Source organism: Luteibacter aegosomatis (genome assembly GCF_023078455.1).
Lineage (GTDB): Bacteria > Pseudomonadota > Gammaproteobacteria > Xanthomonadales > Rhodanobacteraceae > Luteibacter > Luteibacter aegosomatis.
Map to the genome: position 1 here is coordinate 2,654,322 of NZ_CP095740.1, position 14,042 is coordinate 2,668,363.

The following is a 14,042-nucleotide window of genomic DNA, read 5'->3' on the forward strand; positions in this document are numbered from 1 at the left end:
TTCCCCCATGTCTTTTTCCCTGGTCATCTTCGACCTCGACGGCACCCTCGTGGACAGCGCGGCCGATATCGCCGAAGCGGTGAACCGCACGCTCAGCGACTGGAAGCTGCCCACCTACGACGTGACGACGATCACCGGCTGGGTGGGCGAAGGCTCGCGCCAACTGATCACCTACGCGTTCGAGGATGCCGGCAGCGATGCGGACATCGACGACGTGATGCCCGGGTTCCTCGAGCATTACGCCGAAACGGCGCTCGACGGCATCGCCTACGAGGGCGTGGTCGATACGTTGAAGGCCCTGCACGCGCGCGGCGTGAAGCTGGCCGTGTGCACGAACAAGAACGAGGAGTTCGTTCGCCCCCTGCTCGAGGCGCGGGGCATGCTTGCGTACGTCGACGACATCGTGGGCGGCAATACCTTGCCCCAGCGCAAGCCCAGCGGCGTGCCGTTGACGTATCTCGCCGAAAAGGCCGGCGTGCCGCTGGACGAGGTGCTGATGGTGGGCGATTCGGAGAGCGACGTGCTGTCGGCCAAGGATGCGGGCGTCGCCTTCGTGATGGTGAGCTACGGGTATCGCAAGTCGCTCGATATCCACGGCGTGGGGGCGTTGGCGGTGATCGATCGCATGGAAGATCTGTTGAACGTGCCCGGGTTGAAGATCGAAAGCTCTGCCGCCTGACCTGGCGTTTCGCCGTAGGCACCGGCCTGCGCCGGTGCCTACGGCGAGGCAATCGGTTATCGCCGATAGGCCTCGATCGCCGCCGCGATCAACCCAACGTCGTCCTCGATCCCGTACGTCGGCGGCGCCGAATACCCGAAACGCGTCACGACGATGCCTTGCGACGGCACCACGTAGATCCGCTGGCCCATCACGCCGCTGGCGAAGAAGCCGTCTTTCGGAAACCCGCCGTCCACGCGCATCTTCGCCACGTCGCTCGGCCCGTCGTTGGTCCAGAATCCCGCGCCGTAGGGCGAGCCCAGGGTGGACATGCGCGACCATGCGACCCAGCCTTCGGGCAGCAGGCGCGTACCGTCCGGCGCCACGCCGTCTTCCAGGTACAACTGCCCGAGGCGGGCGTAATCGCGCGCCGTGGCGTAGACGTAGGTCGAGCCGACGAAGGTGCCCTGCCCGTCGAATTCCATGGTGACATCGCCCATGCCGAGCTTGTCGAACAGCTCCCGCCGGGCGAAGTCGCGCATCCCCGCCGGTCCGCCACCTACGATATCGCCGATCTTGCGGTCGAGCAGCAGCGTGTCGGCGGAGGTATATTCCCAGCGCGTGCCAGGGGCCTCCTTCGCCGGTTGCGCGGCGGCGAAACCGGCCATGTCGGCGTGCAGGAATTCCATCTTCGCGACGAAACTGAACGCGGATTCCGACTCGTCGGCGTCCAAACCGCTGCTCATGCGCATGAGGTTCTCCACCGTGATCGCGGATCGCCCGTCCCTCCATTCCGGGGCGCCGAGCGGTGCCTTCACGTCCACCTTGCCCTGGCGGGCCAGCACGCCGATGAACGCATTGGTGAACGATTTCGCCACCGAGAAACTGATCAGCGGCGTGTGCTCATCCACGCCGGGCGCATAGCGTTCGGCCACCACGCGACCGTCCTTCACCACGACCACGGCCTTGACGTGCTTGGGCGAACCCTCGGCATGCTCGGCGAAAACACGGTCGAGGGCAGCCGACAGGCGCGGATCGGCGGACGACACGGGATGCTCCGGCGCGAAACCATCCGCGCGCGGCGCGTGACGGGTGGCGTCGGCCACCAGCGGCCGGTTGCCCGGCAGGTCCAGCCGGCAGCCGTAGCCGGGCGTGTCATCGGCCGCGGCCAGCAGGCCACCGAACGGGCCGGTCACTTCCACGCGATCGCGCAGCACGTGGGGCGTGAGCAGCAGGCCGCCGACGTCGCCGATCATCGGCACCACGAGTTCGCGGAATGTCGTCCGCGGATCCTGGCGGCCGACGAAGGTCATCGAACATACGTGGTGGGCGGCGACACCCGCACCCGTGCGCAGCAGCCGGTCGGGTCGGGCCATGGTCCAGGCACCAGCGCCGAGCGCCAACAGCACACCGGCCACGATCAGGGTTTTCTTTGCCATTGCGGGTTTCTCCGTGGGATGGAGAAAGTCTGCGGCGATCGATGCACGGGCCGGTGTGCAACCAGGGACGAACCCGCCCCGCGACGGGACGAAAGCGCTCCGTAGGGACCGCGGACCCACCCTTCGGTAGGTGATTTGCTACCGAACGGTGGGAGCGGACCCTGTCCGCGATCCCGACGGAGAGGACAGCCCCAGGCTCGTCGAAGCCTCGTCCAGATACCGCTTCGTCCACGTCACCCGCGCCCCGTCCGCCAGCAACAGCCGCTGCTCCCCGTCCGGCCACGGCTGCACCTCGCGAATGGCATCCAGCCGCACGATGGTCGAACGGTTCACACGCACGAAATGCGACGGATGCAACCGGGCGAGCATCGTATCCAGCGTGCCACGCAGGCGATGCGCCCGGCCCTCCACGTACACCTGGAGGTAGTTACGGTCGGAAACGATCCGGTCGACACGCTCCATCCGCACCAGCTCGGCCGCGTCCGCCACCGGCAGCAGCAACCGCTCCAGATAGTGAGTGGGCGTCGGCAACGCGCCGAGCAGGCCGTCCACCCGCGCTTCCGCGGCCCGTGCCGGCACGAGTCGATCGCGCAAGCGACGCGCGAGCGCATCGAAACGCTCCGGCCCCACCGGCTTCAACAGGTAATCGAACGCGTGCACCTCGAACGCTTTCACGGCGTAGTCGTCGTGCGCCGTGACGAACACCACCTCGGCGGGCAGCGGATCGCCCAGCGCCTGCAGCACGGCGAATCCGTCCATGCCCGGCATGCTGATGTCGAGGAACATCACGTCAGGCCGCAGGCGATGCACCAGGCCGACGGCGCCGGGACCGTCATGCGCCTCTCCCACCCAGGCCAGCCCGTCGCTGGCGGCGAGATAGCGGCGAAGTTTGGCCCGGGCCGGGGCCTCGTCGTCGATCACCACCGCGCGCAGGCTCATGCCAGCTCCCATGGGCGTGCGGGCCACCACAGCGTGACCAGGCTGCCGCCGCCTTCCACGGGCTCCAGACGCACGCCGGCCTCGTCGCCGTAGAGGTGGCGCAGCCGCGCATCGACGTTGCCCAGGCCGATGCCATGACCGGCCTGCGGCGTGCCGCCGCCGAAGTCGCGGACACGCACCGTGATCCGCCCCGATTCACGTGACGCGTCCACGTCGACGCGCCGGTCGTCGCCGCAGCCGCCATGCTCGATGGCGTTTTCCACCAGCGGCTGCAACACGAGGAAGGGCACGCGAAGTCCATCGAGCGACGGGTCGTGCCGCACGCGGGCATCCAGTCCCTCGCCGAAACGGGCGCGCTGGATATCGAGGTAAAGGGACAACAGGCGCCACTCGTCGAGCAGCGAATGCTCCTGCGACCTGGCCGACAGGGTGGCGCGCAGCAGCCCACCGATGCGCGAGAGCATCTCGTCGGCCACGCGCGGCCTGTCGTACATCAGTTCCGACACGGCGTTGAGCGTATTGAAGAGGAAGTGGGGATTCAGTTGCAGCCGGAGGGCTTCCAATCTCGCCTCGGAGAGCGCCGACTCCAGTTGCACCGCGCGCAACTCGCGCGCCTGGCCCTCGCGATAGCGGTCGAACAGCCATAGGCCGAAGGCGATCACCACGTAGAAGAAGAGCTGCGTCGGCACTTCCATGAGGTAGCGCCAGACGGTGGGCGGATAGGCATAGTCCGCGAGGTTCGCCAGGCGGAACACCCCCTGGCGGGAGACGATCATCAGGCTGCTCTGCACCACCGATAGGATGGCGAACAGGCACAGATGCGAGGCGAACGTCGGCCGCATGCGCCGCAGCGCCATGAACAGCGGCGGCAGGCAGGCACCGAAGCTCAGCGCGCCGGTCAGCTCCTCGATCAGCTTGGGCGTGAACGGGGTGATCTCATGGCTGGCGACGCCGATCAGGTAACGATTGGTGGCACGCAACAAGGCGATGGCGACCAGCAGCGTCAGCCAGCCCCAAAACGCGCGATGCCGTAACCACGAGGAGCGTGGCACGGCACCGTTTCCGACAACTTGCATCGATGTCCTCCCCAGGCCGGGTAAGGACACGCCCGACGCCGGCTCTTATACCAGAGCCGGCGCCGCGACGTTCAGGCCGATCGCTTCGGCAACACCCAGTCCGGACGGATGAAGTGGCAGGTGTAGCCGTTGGGGTACTTCTCCAGGTAATCCTGGTGTTCGGGCTCCGCCTCCCAGAACGGACCCGCCGCCGCGACCTCGGTCACCACCTTGCCCGGCCACAGGCCCGACGCGTTCACGTCGGCGATGGTGTCTTCGGCCACCGCCTTCTGCGCGTCGTCGACGTAGAAGATGGCCGAACGGTAGCTCAGGCCGCGATCGTTACCCTGGCGGTTGAGCGTGCTCGGGTCATGGATCTGGAAGAAGAACTCCAGCATCTTGCGGTAGCTGGTGACCGCCGGATCGAACTCGATCTCGATCGCCTCGGCGTGGGTGCCGTGGTTGCGGTAGGTGGCGTTGGGCACGTCGCCACCCGTGTAGCCCACGCGGGTGGCGATGACGCCCGGCTGCTTGCGGATGAGGTCCTGCATGCCCCAGAAACAGCCGCCGGCCAGGATCGCTTTCTCGCTCATGCGGCACCTCCGAACAGCTTCGCGTAGTCGCCGTAGCCTTCCTTCTCCAGGTCGGCCACGGGGATGAAGCGCAGCGACGCGGAGTTGATGCAGTAACGCAGGCCGCCGCGATCGCGCGGACCGTCCGGGAAGACGTGACCCAGGTGGCTGTCGCCATGGGTGGAGCGCACCTCGGTACGGACCATGCCGTGGGTGCCGTCGTGGAGCTCCTTCACGTGGGCGCTCTCGACCGGCCGGGTGAAACTCGGCCAGCCGCAACCGCTGTCGAACTTGTCCAGCGAGGTGAACAGCGGCTCGCCCGAGACGATGTCGACGTACAGGCCGGCGTCCTTCGTGTCGTGGAACGCGTTGTGGAACGGCCGTTCCGTGGCGTTCTCCTGGGTCACGCGGAACTGCTCGGGCGTGAGCTTCGCAAGGGCTTCGGGGGTCTTGCCATACGTGGACATGAGGCTCTCCGGAGGGAACGGGAAACTCCCCAGATAATGCGGCCCGCCGCGCCAGATGCAATCCCTCAGCGGGGTGCCGGACGCAGCTGGACCACGAACCGCGCGCCGCCGCCCGGCGCATCCAGCACGCCGATGTGCCCGCCGTGCCGCGCGACGATCTCCTGGACCAGGTGCAGGCCCAGGCCGGTGCCCACGCTGCTGGGCTTGAGACGGTAGAACGGCGTGAACACCTGCTCGCGCTGCTCGGGCGGTATGCCGGGACCCTCGTCGGTGATCTGGAAGGCGCCTTCCTCCGTGACCCGAACGTGGATCAGGCCACGTCCGCCCGCGTGGACGATGGCGTTCTGGAACAGGTTCGTGAAGGCGCGGGACAACGAAAGGCGATCGCCCATCACCCGCACCGGCCGCTCCGGCGCGTCCATGGCCAGTTCATAGCCCGCATCGAGCACCAGAGGCGCCACGTCGGCGCTGACCTCGCGGGCCAGCGACACCAGGTCGACGGGTATCAGTTCGGCCGCCTGCTTGCCCAGGCGCTGGAGGTCGAGCAGCTGTTCGGCGAGGTTGGACAGGCGCGCCAGGTCGGTCAGCAGGCGGGTACGCGTGTCGCCCGGAGGCAAGCTTTCCAGCCGCGTCTCGAGGATGGCGATGGGTGCGCGCAATTCGTGCGCGGCGTCGGCCAGGAAGCGATCGCGTGCCTCATAGCCTTCGCCCAGTCGCTCCAGGGCCTCGTTGAACGCCCGCACCAACGGCTGCAACTCCCTGGGCACGGCGGCATCCTCCAACCGCACGCCGCGCTCGCGGATGTCGATGGCTTCGGCCTGCTTGGCCACCTTGGCCACGCCCGCCATCGAGCGGTGGATGATCCACGGCACCGCGATCATCGTCACCAGCACCAGCGGCAGGCCGATCCGCCAACCCAGCCACAAGGTGATCAGGTAGAACGCGTTCGTGACGTTCAACAGGCGGCCACCGCCGACCATCAGGTGCAGCCGACCGTCGTCCGTGTCCTGCGTGTGGATGCGCAGCGTCAACCGTTCGGGCGAACCGCTGGCGTGGATTTCCGAGGCTTCCAGATCGCGCAGCGATTGTGACAGCGACCGATAGACCTCGGGCACGGCCCCGTAGGAGAGCCGTCGCCCGTGCTCGTCGACGGCCACGAACCATATCGGGGGGCCGTGCTCGAGAAACGGGCGCAGATCGGCATCGGGACGCAGCACGAGCGCGTCACCCCGCGCTTCGAGCGAATCCGCGATGGCTTCGGCGATCTTGGCATCGACGAACGAGGTGCGTGGCGGGCTGATGCTCCAGACGATGGCGGCGATCACGACCACGAGGATCACCACGTGCAACACGCCCAGCCGCAGGGCGAGCCGCATCCGGAGCGAATGGCTAGCCTTCGCCACGGGGCAATTCCCGCAGGAGGTAACCGATGCCGCGGATCGCGCGGATCTCGACGCCCGCATTCGCGTCGACGAGCGCGCGACGGAGCTTGGATACGTGCGCGTCGAACGCGTTGGACTGGATCGCATCGTCGAAACCGTAGACCGCTTCCAGCAACACGTCGCGCTGCACCGTGCGTCCGAGGCGACAGACCAGGGCCTCCAGCAACAGCACCTGCCGCCGCGGCAACGGCAACGATTCGCCGTCGATGTACGCCTCGCGCGAGGCGAAATCGAATCGCAGGCGCCCCGCCTGCACCGTCGGCAACACCACTTTCGCGGGCCGGCGGGAGATCGCCCGGATGCGTGCGAGCAGTTCTTCCAGCGCGAACGGCTTGGCGAGATAGTCGTCCGCGCCGAGATCCAGGCCCTCGACGCGATCGGCCAACGAACCGCGAGCCGTCAACACGATGACGGGAAGATCCGCCGAGCACGCGCGTGCCTTGGCGATGAGCGTCACGCCGTCGCCGTCGGGCAACTGGCGATCGAGCAGCAGCAGGTCATGCACCTTGCATTGCAACGCCTCGCATGCGCGAGCCGCGTCGGGAGCGATGTCCACCAGCATGCCGTGCCTGTGCAGTCCTACCCGCAAGGCTTCCGCCATCTCCGGTTCATCTTCGACCAGCAATATCCGCATGTGCCCCACCTCGCTACGGCGAGCGATGCTAGCACGCGCATTCGCCCGCACCGCCAGCGCAATGTTGAGGCAATGTGCGCCACGGATGATCCGCTCCGATGGAGATCCCCCTCACCCGGAGCCTTAGCTGACATGACGTGTTCTCTTTCCCGCGCCCTGCTGCCGGTGGCATTCGCTTGCCTCGGCGCATCCGCCGTCCACGCGCAAGCGGATGCGGAGCGGCATCCCGGTTGGTCGCTCGGCGTCGCCGCCGCATGGAGCCCCAGCCCGTACCGCAGCTACGACAACAAGGCATGGCCGTTGCCGCTGGTCAACTACGAAGGCAAGTCGTTCTACTTCCGCGGCGCGTCGTTCGGCTACCGCCTCTTCACCACGGCGTCGAGCGAACTGTCGCTGGTGGCGTCGCCGATGACCGAACGTTTTCGGCATGAGGACGCGAACGATGCGCGGCTGAAGCGCCTGTCGGATCGCGACATCTCCGGCATGGCCGGCGTGGCCTGGCGTTACCGGGCCGACTGGGGCGTGCTCAAGGCCAGCGCGCAGAAGGAATTCACCGGTCATGGCGGCGGCGTGCAGCTCGACGCGGGCTATGGCTATCCGATCCGCAGCGGCGACCTCACGCTCACGCCCACGGTCGGCGTCATGCGCCGCAACGGCGCGCTCAACGATTACTACTACGGCATCGGCGCGAACGAAGCGGCGCGCAGCGGGCTCGCCGCGTATCGCGCCGGCGGCGGCAACCTGCCCTACCTCGATCTCGCGGCCGCCTACCGGCTTTCGCCTCGCTGGAACGTCGCCGGCGGCATGCGCTACACGCGGCTTCCGGACGCCATCAAGGACAGCCCGATGGTCGACGCCGACCATACGCGCAGTTTCTTCTTCGCCATCAGCCACAGCTTCTGACCATGGCCAAGGGCATCATGCGACGCATCGCCACCCTCGCCCACCGCATCGAGCCTGACCGGCAGGCCGTATGGGAGTGGATCCATGGCACGCCGATCGAGGAACTGAACGGCTATACCGCACTGGAACTCGCGTTCGCCGGTGAAGGCGAGCGCGTGGTCGAGCTGCTCGAATCGATCGTCGCCGGGCGAACGGTACGGAGCGAGGGCGTGAGCGAAGCGCTTTCGCGAACATCGAGGCCGCCGCTCGGCGAATGACGGCGGTCAGGCGGCGGCATCCTCCACCCAGGCATGCCCTTCCCGCTCCAGAAGCTCCCGCGCCGAGGCCGGTCCCCAGGTACCGGCCTCGTACGCATCCGGCCCCGACGCGTCCTGCCGCCAGCCCTCGAGGATCGGCGTCACCCATTCCCACGCCGCCTCGGTCTCGTCCTTGCGCACGAACAACGCCGGGCTACCCTTGACCGCGTCCAGCAGCAGGCCCTCGTAGGAATCGTGGAATCCCGCACGCGAGCGCTGGCTGAGCTTCGACGACGCATCGGCTTCCTCCAGCGCGAACCCGGTGCCGGCATGCTTGACGAACAGCGGCAGGGACACGCTCTCGTCCGGCTGCACGCGGATCACCAGGCGGCTGCCGGGGTGCGCTTCGCCGAACAGCCCCGGCTCGCCCGCGCGGAACTGCACCACGATCTCGGTGAGCTTGCGCGGCATGCGCTTGCCCGAGCGCAGGTAGAACGGCACGCCACGCCAGCGCGGCGTATCGATTTCGGCCTTGAGCGCCACGAAGGTTTCCGTCTTGCTCGGCGTCTCGCCCGCCAGTTCGTCGCTGTACGACGGCACGGCCTTGCCGCCGCTGGTGCCGCCCACGTACTGGCCGCGCGCCACGTTGGCTTGCAGGTTGTCGCGATCGAGCGGTTTCAGCGACTTCAGCACGCGCACCTTCTCGTCGCGCAGCGCATCGGCGTCGAGTGACGCCGGGCGCTCCATCGCCACCACGGTCAGCACCTGCAGCAGGTGGTTCTGGATCATGTCGCGCAAGGCGCCCGAACCGTCGTAATAACCGCCACGGCCCTCGAGGCCCACGGTTTCCGCCGCGGTCACCTGCACGTATTCGATGGACTCGCGATCCCACATCCGCTCGAGCATCGGATTGGCGAAGCGCAAGGCGATGATGTTCTGCACCGCCTCCTTGCCCAGGTAGTGGTCGATGCGGAAGATGCTGTTCTCGGGAAAGTACCGACCCACGTCCTCGTTCACGCGACGCGCCGTCTCCAGGTCGGTGCCGATCGGTTTTTCCAGCACGATGCGCGACGCGTCGGTGCGCAAGCCCTTGGCGTCGAGGTTACGGGCGACGTCGCCGTACAGCGCCGGTGCGGTGGCGAGATAGAACACGCGCACGCGACCGTCGTCGCCGAGCACGTCGCGCAGGCCGTCCCAGTTGCCGTTCTCGTCCGCGCCGTTGAGGCTGACATAGTGAACCATGGCAAGGAACCGGTTCACCATGTCGTCGTCCCGCTCCTGTTGCCCCACGTGCTCGTCCAACGCCTTGCGTGCGCGCTCGCGGTAGGTCGCGTCGTCGAGCGGCGAGCGCGCCGTTCCCACGATGCGCGAGTCGGCAGGCACCTGGCCGTCGGCGAAACGGCGGTAGAGCGCGGGCAGCAGCTTGCGCATCGTGAGGTCGCCGGTGGCGCCGAAGATGACGTAGTCGAAGGTGTCGACCGGTTCGAGTGGGCTCGATGTGGACATGCGGAAGTTTCCAGCGATAGGGGATGACGGCGTCGCCGCCGCGGGGCTCACCATTGAATAAGGCGGCCCCATCCACTTTCAAGCGGCCTTGATCATTTCACTCGTGATCGTGGCTCAAAGATGTTGTGAATGGCGAGGTATGACTCCAGGCCGCTGCCAGCCCCATGCCTTGGCTCATGCCCTTGAGGGCATCCGTCCGACCGAGGTCGGACCCCACAGCCAACAGGAACGAATCATGAGCAAGCTGCAGAACAAGGTCGCCGTGGTCACGGGCGCGTCCAAGGGCATCGGCGCGGCGATCGCCCGCTCGCTGGCCGCCTCCGGCGCTTCGGTGGTGGTCAACTACGCGTCGAGCAAGGCCGGCGCGGACAAGGTGGTGGCCGATATCGAGGCCGCCGGCGGCAAGGCCATCGCCGTGGGCGGCGACGTCTCGAAGAAGGCCGAGGCCGAAGCGCTGGTGGAGGCGGCCGTCAAGGCGTTTGGACGTCTGGACATCGTGGTGAACAATTCGGGCGTGTACGAGTTCCGCCCGCTGGACGACATCGACGACACCCACTACGAGCGCATCTTCGACGTCAACGTACGGGGCGCGATCTACGTGACCCAGGCCGCCTCGAAGCACCTGGGCGAAGGCGGCAGCATCGTCAACATCGGCTCGGGCGTCACCCGTCTCACGCCGGCGGCCAGCCTCGTCTACACCGCCACGAAGGGCGCGCTCGACGCCATCACCGGCGTGCTGTCGCAGGAACTCGGTCCGCGCGGCATCCGCGTCAACTCGGTCAACCCCGGCATGGTCCGGACCGAAGGCACCGACACGGCCGGATTCACCGGCACGGAGTCGGCATCGGATTTCGAGAAAGCCATGATCGAAAAGACGCCGCTCGGCCGCATCGGCCAGCCGGACGACATCGCTTCGGTGGTGACCTTCCTGGCCTCCGACGACGCGCGCTGGCTCTCCGGCGAACTGCTCCTCACCGCCGGCGGCATGCGCTGACCGAAGGGACGCGGGAGCGCGCACCACGCTCCCGCGTCACGGTGCCTCAGCGCCGTAGAGGTCCGGATGCAGGAACGGCGCCATCGCGAGCACCAGCGCCTGCGCATAGGCGCTTTCACGGGTGGCGTGCCCGTTGGTCACCAGGCCGATCGCCCCACCCTGCTGCTTGATGTTCACCGTGCCGAACAGGCGGTCCATGACGTGGCCCAGTTCCTCGCCGTCGAGCAAGGCCTCGTAGACCGCCGGCGGCAACGGAAGCCAGGCACTGCACCCCACCGACACCTGCTCCCGATGGGCGATGGCGACATAGCCGAAGGTGCCGGGACCGTCGACGGTCACGTCCACGCCGCCTTCCAGCGCCACGTGGAAATCCGCCTCGCGATGCTGGCGGCAGAAATTCATCCGGTTGAGCGCGCCTTCGCGGGTCTCGGCCGCCGTCATCGGCTGGTCGGGCACGCCCGAGGGGGCCTGCATGCCTTCGCATTCCACCAGCCGGCCGGGGAACAGAGGCGCCAGGGCGTTGCGCACGGCACCGATCTTGACGGGGTTTCGCGATCCGACGAGGACGCGGATGGGTTGGGTGTCGGAGGAAGACATGGGGACGTGGCTCGATAGGCAGGTGCCCATGGTACCGGCAGGCAAAGCTCCACAGGAATCGCGGACAGGGTCCGCTCCCACCCTCCGGCAGGCACGCTTTTACCGGAGGGGGCGGACCCTGTTCGCGATGGGAATCAGGCCAACGCCGCGTCCACCATGGTTTGCGCCTCGGCCAGCACCCGTTCGAGGTGTTCCTTGCCCCGGAAACTTTCGCCGTAGACCTTGTAGATGTCTTCGGTGCCCGAGGGACGCGCCGCGAACCAGCCGTGCTCGGACATGACCTTGATGCCCCCGATGGGCTGGCCGCCGGCCTGGTTGATCACCTCGACGACCGGATCGCCCGCCAGGGTCTTCGAGGCCACCTGCTCCGGCGTCAGCTTCGAAAGCCTCTGCTTCTGCGCATGGTTGGCGGGCGCATCGATGCGGGCATTGGCGGGATCGCCCAGCTTCGCCGTGATCTCTCGGTAGATCTCGCCCGGGTCGCGTCCCGTGCGCGCCGTCATCTCGCCGGCGAGCAGCGCCGCCACGATGCCGTCCTTGTCGGTGGACCAGGCCGACCCGTCCTTGGCGAGGAACGACGCACCGGCGCTCTCCTCGCACCCGAAACCGAGGCTGCCGTCGTAAAGGCCCGAAACGAAGTACTTGAAGCCCACCGGCACCTCGCGCAGGGGGCGGCCCAGGTGCGCCGCGATGCGATCGAGCAGCCCCGTGCTCACCGCCGTCTTGCCGATGGCGGCGTCCGGCCGCCATCCCGGGCGGTTCTGGAACAGGTACCACGCCGCCGCGGCGAGGTAATGGTTGGCAGGCAACAGGCCCGCGCTGGGCGCCACGACGCCGTGCCGGTCATGGTCGGTGTCGCAGGCGAAGGCGACGTCGTAGTCGTCCTTCAAGCCGATGAGGCGCTGCATGGCGTACGACGAAGAGGGATCCATGCGGACCTTGCCGTCCCAATCCAGCGACATGAAAGCGAAGGACTTGTCGACCACCTCGCTCACCACGGTGAGGTTGAGTCCGTACCGCTCGCCGATGGCGCTCCAGTAATGCACGCCCGCGCCACCCAACGGATCCACGCCCATGCGCACGCCGTTCGCGCGCACGATCTCCAGGTCGAGCGCATCGCCGAGGTCGCCCACGTAAAGCTGGAGGAAATCGAAGGACTTCGTCGTCGAGGCCTTCAACGCCTGCGCGAACGGCATCCGCTTCACGTCGCGCAGCCCACCCTCGATGAGTTCGTTGGCGCGCTTCGCGATCCACGAGGTGGCGTCGGTGTCGGCCGGGCCGCCATGGGGCGGGTTGTACTTGATGCCGCCGCTGTCCGGCGGGTTGTGCGAGGGGGTGATGACGATGCCGTCGGCCTTGCCCTGCTCCCGGCCACGGTTGTGGACCAGGATCGCGTGCGACACGGCCGGCGTGGGGGTGTATTCGCCATCGGCGGAGACGAAGGTGTACACGCCGTTGGCCGCCAGCACCTCCAGCGTGCTTTCGAAGGCCGGTTGGGAGAGGGCATGCGTGTCGATGCCGACGTATACGGGGCCATCCACGCCGGCCTGCCTACGGTAATCGCAGATCGCCTGGGCCACGGCCAGCACGTGCCATTCGTTGAACGACCGCTCGAACGACGAGCCGCGGTGCCCGGAGGTACCGAAGACCACGCGCTGCTCGGACACGGAGGGATCGGGCTTCAGGTCCACGTAGGCCGCCACCAGGGCGCCAAGGTCCACGAGCTTGCCGTCCGTCGCCGGCTTGCCCGCCAGCGGGCTGATTTTCGTACTCACCGATGCGCTCTCCTCGAGCGTGCCCCATGGCACGCGACCGACGCATTGTAGGTCGCTTGCCTGACTGCAACGTCAACCGCGCGTGCAAGACCCACAAGGATTTGAGATTTCTTCCATGTCCTGGGACGCCATCGACGGCTATCGTGGTACGCCGCGGTCGGAGGATCTCCCGAGATGGAGATAGTCGACGTATTCGTAGATCTCCGTGTCCGAACCCAAGCCCAGCTTGCGCATGGCATTGGTCTTCTGCTGGCTCACGGTCGACAGCCCCCGCCCGGTCGCCCGGGCGATCTCCGACACGTTGCGGCCCGAGGCGAACAACTGCAGCACTTCCAGCTCGCGGGGCGACAGGGCCGTCAGCGTGCCCCAGAGCCCCGCGCGGGCGCGGGCGCGCGACGGGCGGCCCATCAGCTCACGTACCGACGAACCGAGGTAAACGCTTTGCGACATCATGCACATGAAGGCCTCCGGGATCTCCCGCGCATCCCCCGCCTTGCCCACCAGCGCCATCACGCCCGTGGCCAGCATTTCGCGATAGAGGGCCGGGTTGATCACCGTGGTGATCACCATCACGGGCAACGACGGGTGCCTTCGCCTCACCTCGAAAAGCAGTTCCAGGCCGTCACCCTCGGCGCCCGGCATGCTGAAGTCGGTCACGAGCGCGTCGCAGGGTACGTCGTCGAGCAGGGCGAACAGTGCACGAGGCGACTGCGCCTCTCCCACCACCTCGGCGAGGCGATCCTTCGTCAGGGCCAGGGTGAGTCCTTTCAGCACGACCGGATGATCGTCGGCCAGGATGACGCGATAAACCATGAGTAATCCCTT

General features: G+C 67.4%; 15 protein-coding genes. 4 read left to right on the top strand and 11 right to left on the bottom strand.

Annotation, left to right across the window (positions count from 1 at the left end; translation table 11 throughout):
- Positions 1-7 precede the first annotated feature (7 nt).
- Positions 8-679, top strand: a complete 672-nt coding sequence (gene gph / locus L2Y94_RS11675; protein ID WP_247366604.1) for a phosphoglycolate phosphatase — start codon at positions 8-10, stop codon at positions 677-679.
- 56 nt (positions 680-735) lie between these two features.
- On the opposite strand, the gene L2Y94_RS11680 is transcribed toward gph, so the two are convergent.
- The 7 genes from L2Y94_RS11680 to L2Y94_RS11710 all read right to left on the bottom strand — a co-directional run bounded on the left by L2Y94_RS11680 (position 736) and on the right by L2Y94_RS11710 (position 7,206).
- Positions 736-2,097 carry a serine hydrolase domain-containing protein gene (locus L2Y94_RS11680; protein WP_247366605.1) on the bottom strand — a complete coding sequence of 454 codons (1,362 nt, stop codon included), beginning with the start codon at positions 2,095-2,097 and terminating at the stop codon, positions 736-738.
- A 138-nt stretch (positions 2,098-2,235) separates the two neighbouring features.
- The gene (locus L2Y94_RS11685; protein ID WP_247366606.1) at positions 2,236-3,036 is read right to left on the bottom strand and encodes a LytR/AlgR family response regulator transcription factor; all 801 of its coding nucleotides are present in this window, start codon (positions 3,034-3,036) and stop codon (positions 2,236-2,238) included.
- Positions 3,033-4,112, bottom strand: coding sequence for a sensor histidine kinase (locus L2Y94_RS11690; RefSeq protein WP_247366607.1), 1,080 nt, complete (start codon positions 4,110-4,112; stop codon positions 3,033-3,035). The genes L2Y94_RS11685 and L2Y94_RS11690 overlap by 4 nt, the downstream gene beginning before the upstream one ends.
- A 71-nt stretch (positions 4,113-4,183) precedes the next feature.
- Positions 4,184-4,684 (bottom strand): peptide-methionine (S)-S-oxide reductase MsrA, encoded by a 501-nt coding sequence (gene msrA, locus L2Y94_RS11695; protein ID WP_247366608.1) that lies wholly within the window; start codon positions 4,682-4,684, stop codon positions 4,184-4,186.
- Positions 4,681-5,130: a peptide-methionine (R)-S-oxide reductase MsrB gene (msrB, locus tag L2Y94_RS11700; protein WP_247366609.1), complete on the bottom strand. Its 450-nt coding sequence runs from the start codon at positions 5,128-5,130 to the stop codon at positions 4,681-4,683. Before msrB ends, msrA begins: the two co-directional genes overlap by 4 nt.
- A 65-nt stretch (positions 5,131-5,195) precedes the next feature.
- On the bottom strand, positions 5,196-6,533 hold the full coding sequence (locus tag L2Y94_RS11705; protein ID WP_247366610.1) for a sensor histidine kinase: 1,338 nt from the start codon (positions 6,531-6,533) through the stop codon (positions 5,196-5,198).
- Positions 6,520-7,206: a response regulator transcription factor gene (locus L2Y94_RS11710; protein ID WP_247366611.1), complete on the bottom strand. Its 687-nt coding sequence runs from the start codon at positions 7,204-7,206 to the stop codon at positions 6,520-6,522. Before L2Y94_RS11710 ends, L2Y94_RS11705 begins: the two co-directional genes overlap by 14 nt.
- A gap of 132 nt (positions 7,207-7,338) precedes the next feature.
- Between L2Y94_RS11710 and L2Y94_RS11715 the strand changes: the two genes are divergently transcribed.
- Together L2Y94_RS11715 and L2Y94_RS11720 are read left to right on the top strand one after the other, a co-directional pair.
- Positions 7,339-8,109 carry a MipA/OmpV family protein gene (locus L2Y94_RS11715; protein ID WP_247366612.1) on the top strand — a complete coding sequence of 257 codons (771 nt, stop codon included), beginning with the start codon at positions 7,339-7,341 and terminating at the stop codon, positions 8,107-8,109.
- A gap of 2 nt (positions 8,110-8,111) precedes the next feature.
- The gene (locus tag L2Y94_RS11720) at positions 8,112-8,366 is read left to right on the top strand and encodes a hypothetical protein (RefSeq protein WP_247366613.1); all 255 of its coding nucleotides are present in this window, start codon (positions 8,112-8,114) and stop codon (positions 8,364-8,366) included.
- A 6-nt stretch (positions 8,367-8,372) separates the two neighbouring features.
- On the opposite strand, the gene zwf is transcribed toward L2Y94_RS11720, so the two are convergent.
- Positions 8,373-9,851 carry a glucose-6-phosphate dehydrogenase gene (gene zwf / locus L2Y94_RS11725; RefSeq protein WP_247366614.1) on the bottom strand — a complete coding sequence of 493 codons (1,479 nt, stop codon included), beginning with the start codon at positions 9,849-9,851 and terminating at the stop codon, positions 8,373-8,375.
- 235 nt (positions 9,852-10,086) lie between these two features.
- Here zwf and L2Y94_RS11730 point away from each other — a divergent pair, with 235 nt between their 5' ends.
- A complete protein-coding gene (locus L2Y94_RS11730; protein ID WP_247366615.1) occupies positions 10,087-10,845 on the top strand; it encodes a glucose 1-dehydrogenase in 759 nt (252 codons plus the stop codon).
- A 36-nt stretch (positions 10,846-10,881) separates the two neighbouring features.
- Here L2Y94_RS11730 and yjjX read toward each other — a convergent pair whose 3' ends face one another.
- The 3 genes from yjjX to L2Y94_RS11745 form a co-directional block, all read right to left on the bottom strand.
- Entirely contained in the window at positions 10,882-11,442 is a 561-nt protein-coding gene (gene yjjX, locus L2Y94_RS11735) for an inosine/xanthosine triphosphatase (protein WP_247366616.1), read from the bottom strand.
- 134 nt (positions 11,443-11,576) lie between these two features.
- Positions 11,577-13,217: a phosphoglucomutase (alpha-D-glucose-1,6-bisphosphate-dependent) gene (gene pgm, locus L2Y94_RS11740; protein WP_247366617.1), complete on the bottom strand. Its 1,641-nt coding sequence runs from the start codon at positions 13,215-13,217 to the stop codon at positions 11,577-11,579.
- A gap of 138 nt (positions 13,218-13,355) precedes the next feature.
- A complete protein-coding gene (locus tag L2Y94_RS11745; RefSeq protein ID WP_247366618.1) occupies positions 13,356-14,030 on the bottom strand; it encodes a response regulator in 675 nt (224 codons plus the stop codon).
- Positions 14,031-14,042: the final 12 nt, after the last annotated feature.

Excerpts from the sequence above, each read along its gene's own strand:
- gph (WP_247366604.1), top strand. The coding sequence starts at position 8 with ATGTCTTTTTCCCTGGTCATCTTCGACCTCGACGGCACCCTCGTGGAC.
- L2Y94_RS11680 (WP_247366605.1), bottom strand. The coding sequence starts at position 2,097 with ATGGCAAAGAAAACCCTGATCGTGGCCGGTGTGCTGTTGGCGCTCGGC.
- L2Y94_RS11685 (WP_247366606.1), bottom strand. The coding sequence starts at position 3,036 with ATGAGCCTGCGCGCGGTGGTGATCGACGACGAGGCCCCGGCCCGGGCC.
- L2Y94_RS11690 (WP_247366607.1), bottom strand. The coding sequence starts at position 4,112 with ATGCAAGTTGTCGGAAACGGTGCCGTGCCACGCTCCTCGTGGTTACGG.
- msrA (WP_247366608.1), bottom strand. The coding sequence starts at position 4,684 with ATGAGCGAGAAAGCGATCCTGGCCGGCGGCTGTTTCTGGGGCATGCAG.
- msrB (WP_247366609.1), bottom strand. The coding sequence starts at position 5,130 with ATGTCCACGTATGGCAAGACCCCCGAAGCCCTTGCGAAGCTCACGCCC.
- L2Y94_RS11710 (WP_247366611.1), bottom strand. The coding sequence starts at position 7,206 with ATGCGGATATTGCTGGTCGAAGATGAACCGGAGATGGCGGAAGCCTTG.
- L2Y94_RS11715 (WP_247366612.1), top strand. The coding sequence starts at position 7,339 with ATGACGTGTTCTCTTTCCCGCGCCCTGCTGCCGGTGGCATTCGCTTGC.
- L2Y94_RS11720 (WP_247366613.1), top strand. The coding sequence starts at position 8,112 with ATGGCCAAGGGCATCATGCGACGCATCGCCACCCTCGCCCACCGCATC.
- zwf (WP_247366614.1), bottom strand. The coding sequence starts at position 9,851 with ATGTCCACATCGAGCCCACTCGAACCGGTCGACACCTTCGACTACGTC.
- L2Y94_RS11730 (WP_247366615.1), top strand. The coding sequence starts at position 10,087 with ATGAGCAAGCTGCAGAACAAGGTCGCCGTGGTCACGGGCGCGTCCAAG.
- yjjX (WP_247366616.1), bottom strand. The coding sequence starts at position 11,442 with ATGTCTTCCTCCGACACCCAACCCATCCGCGTCCTCGTCGGATCGCGA.
- L2Y94_RS11745 (WP_247366618.1), bottom strand. The coding sequence starts at position 14,030 with ATGGTTTATCGCGTCATCCTGGCCGACGATCATCCGGTCGTGCTGAAA.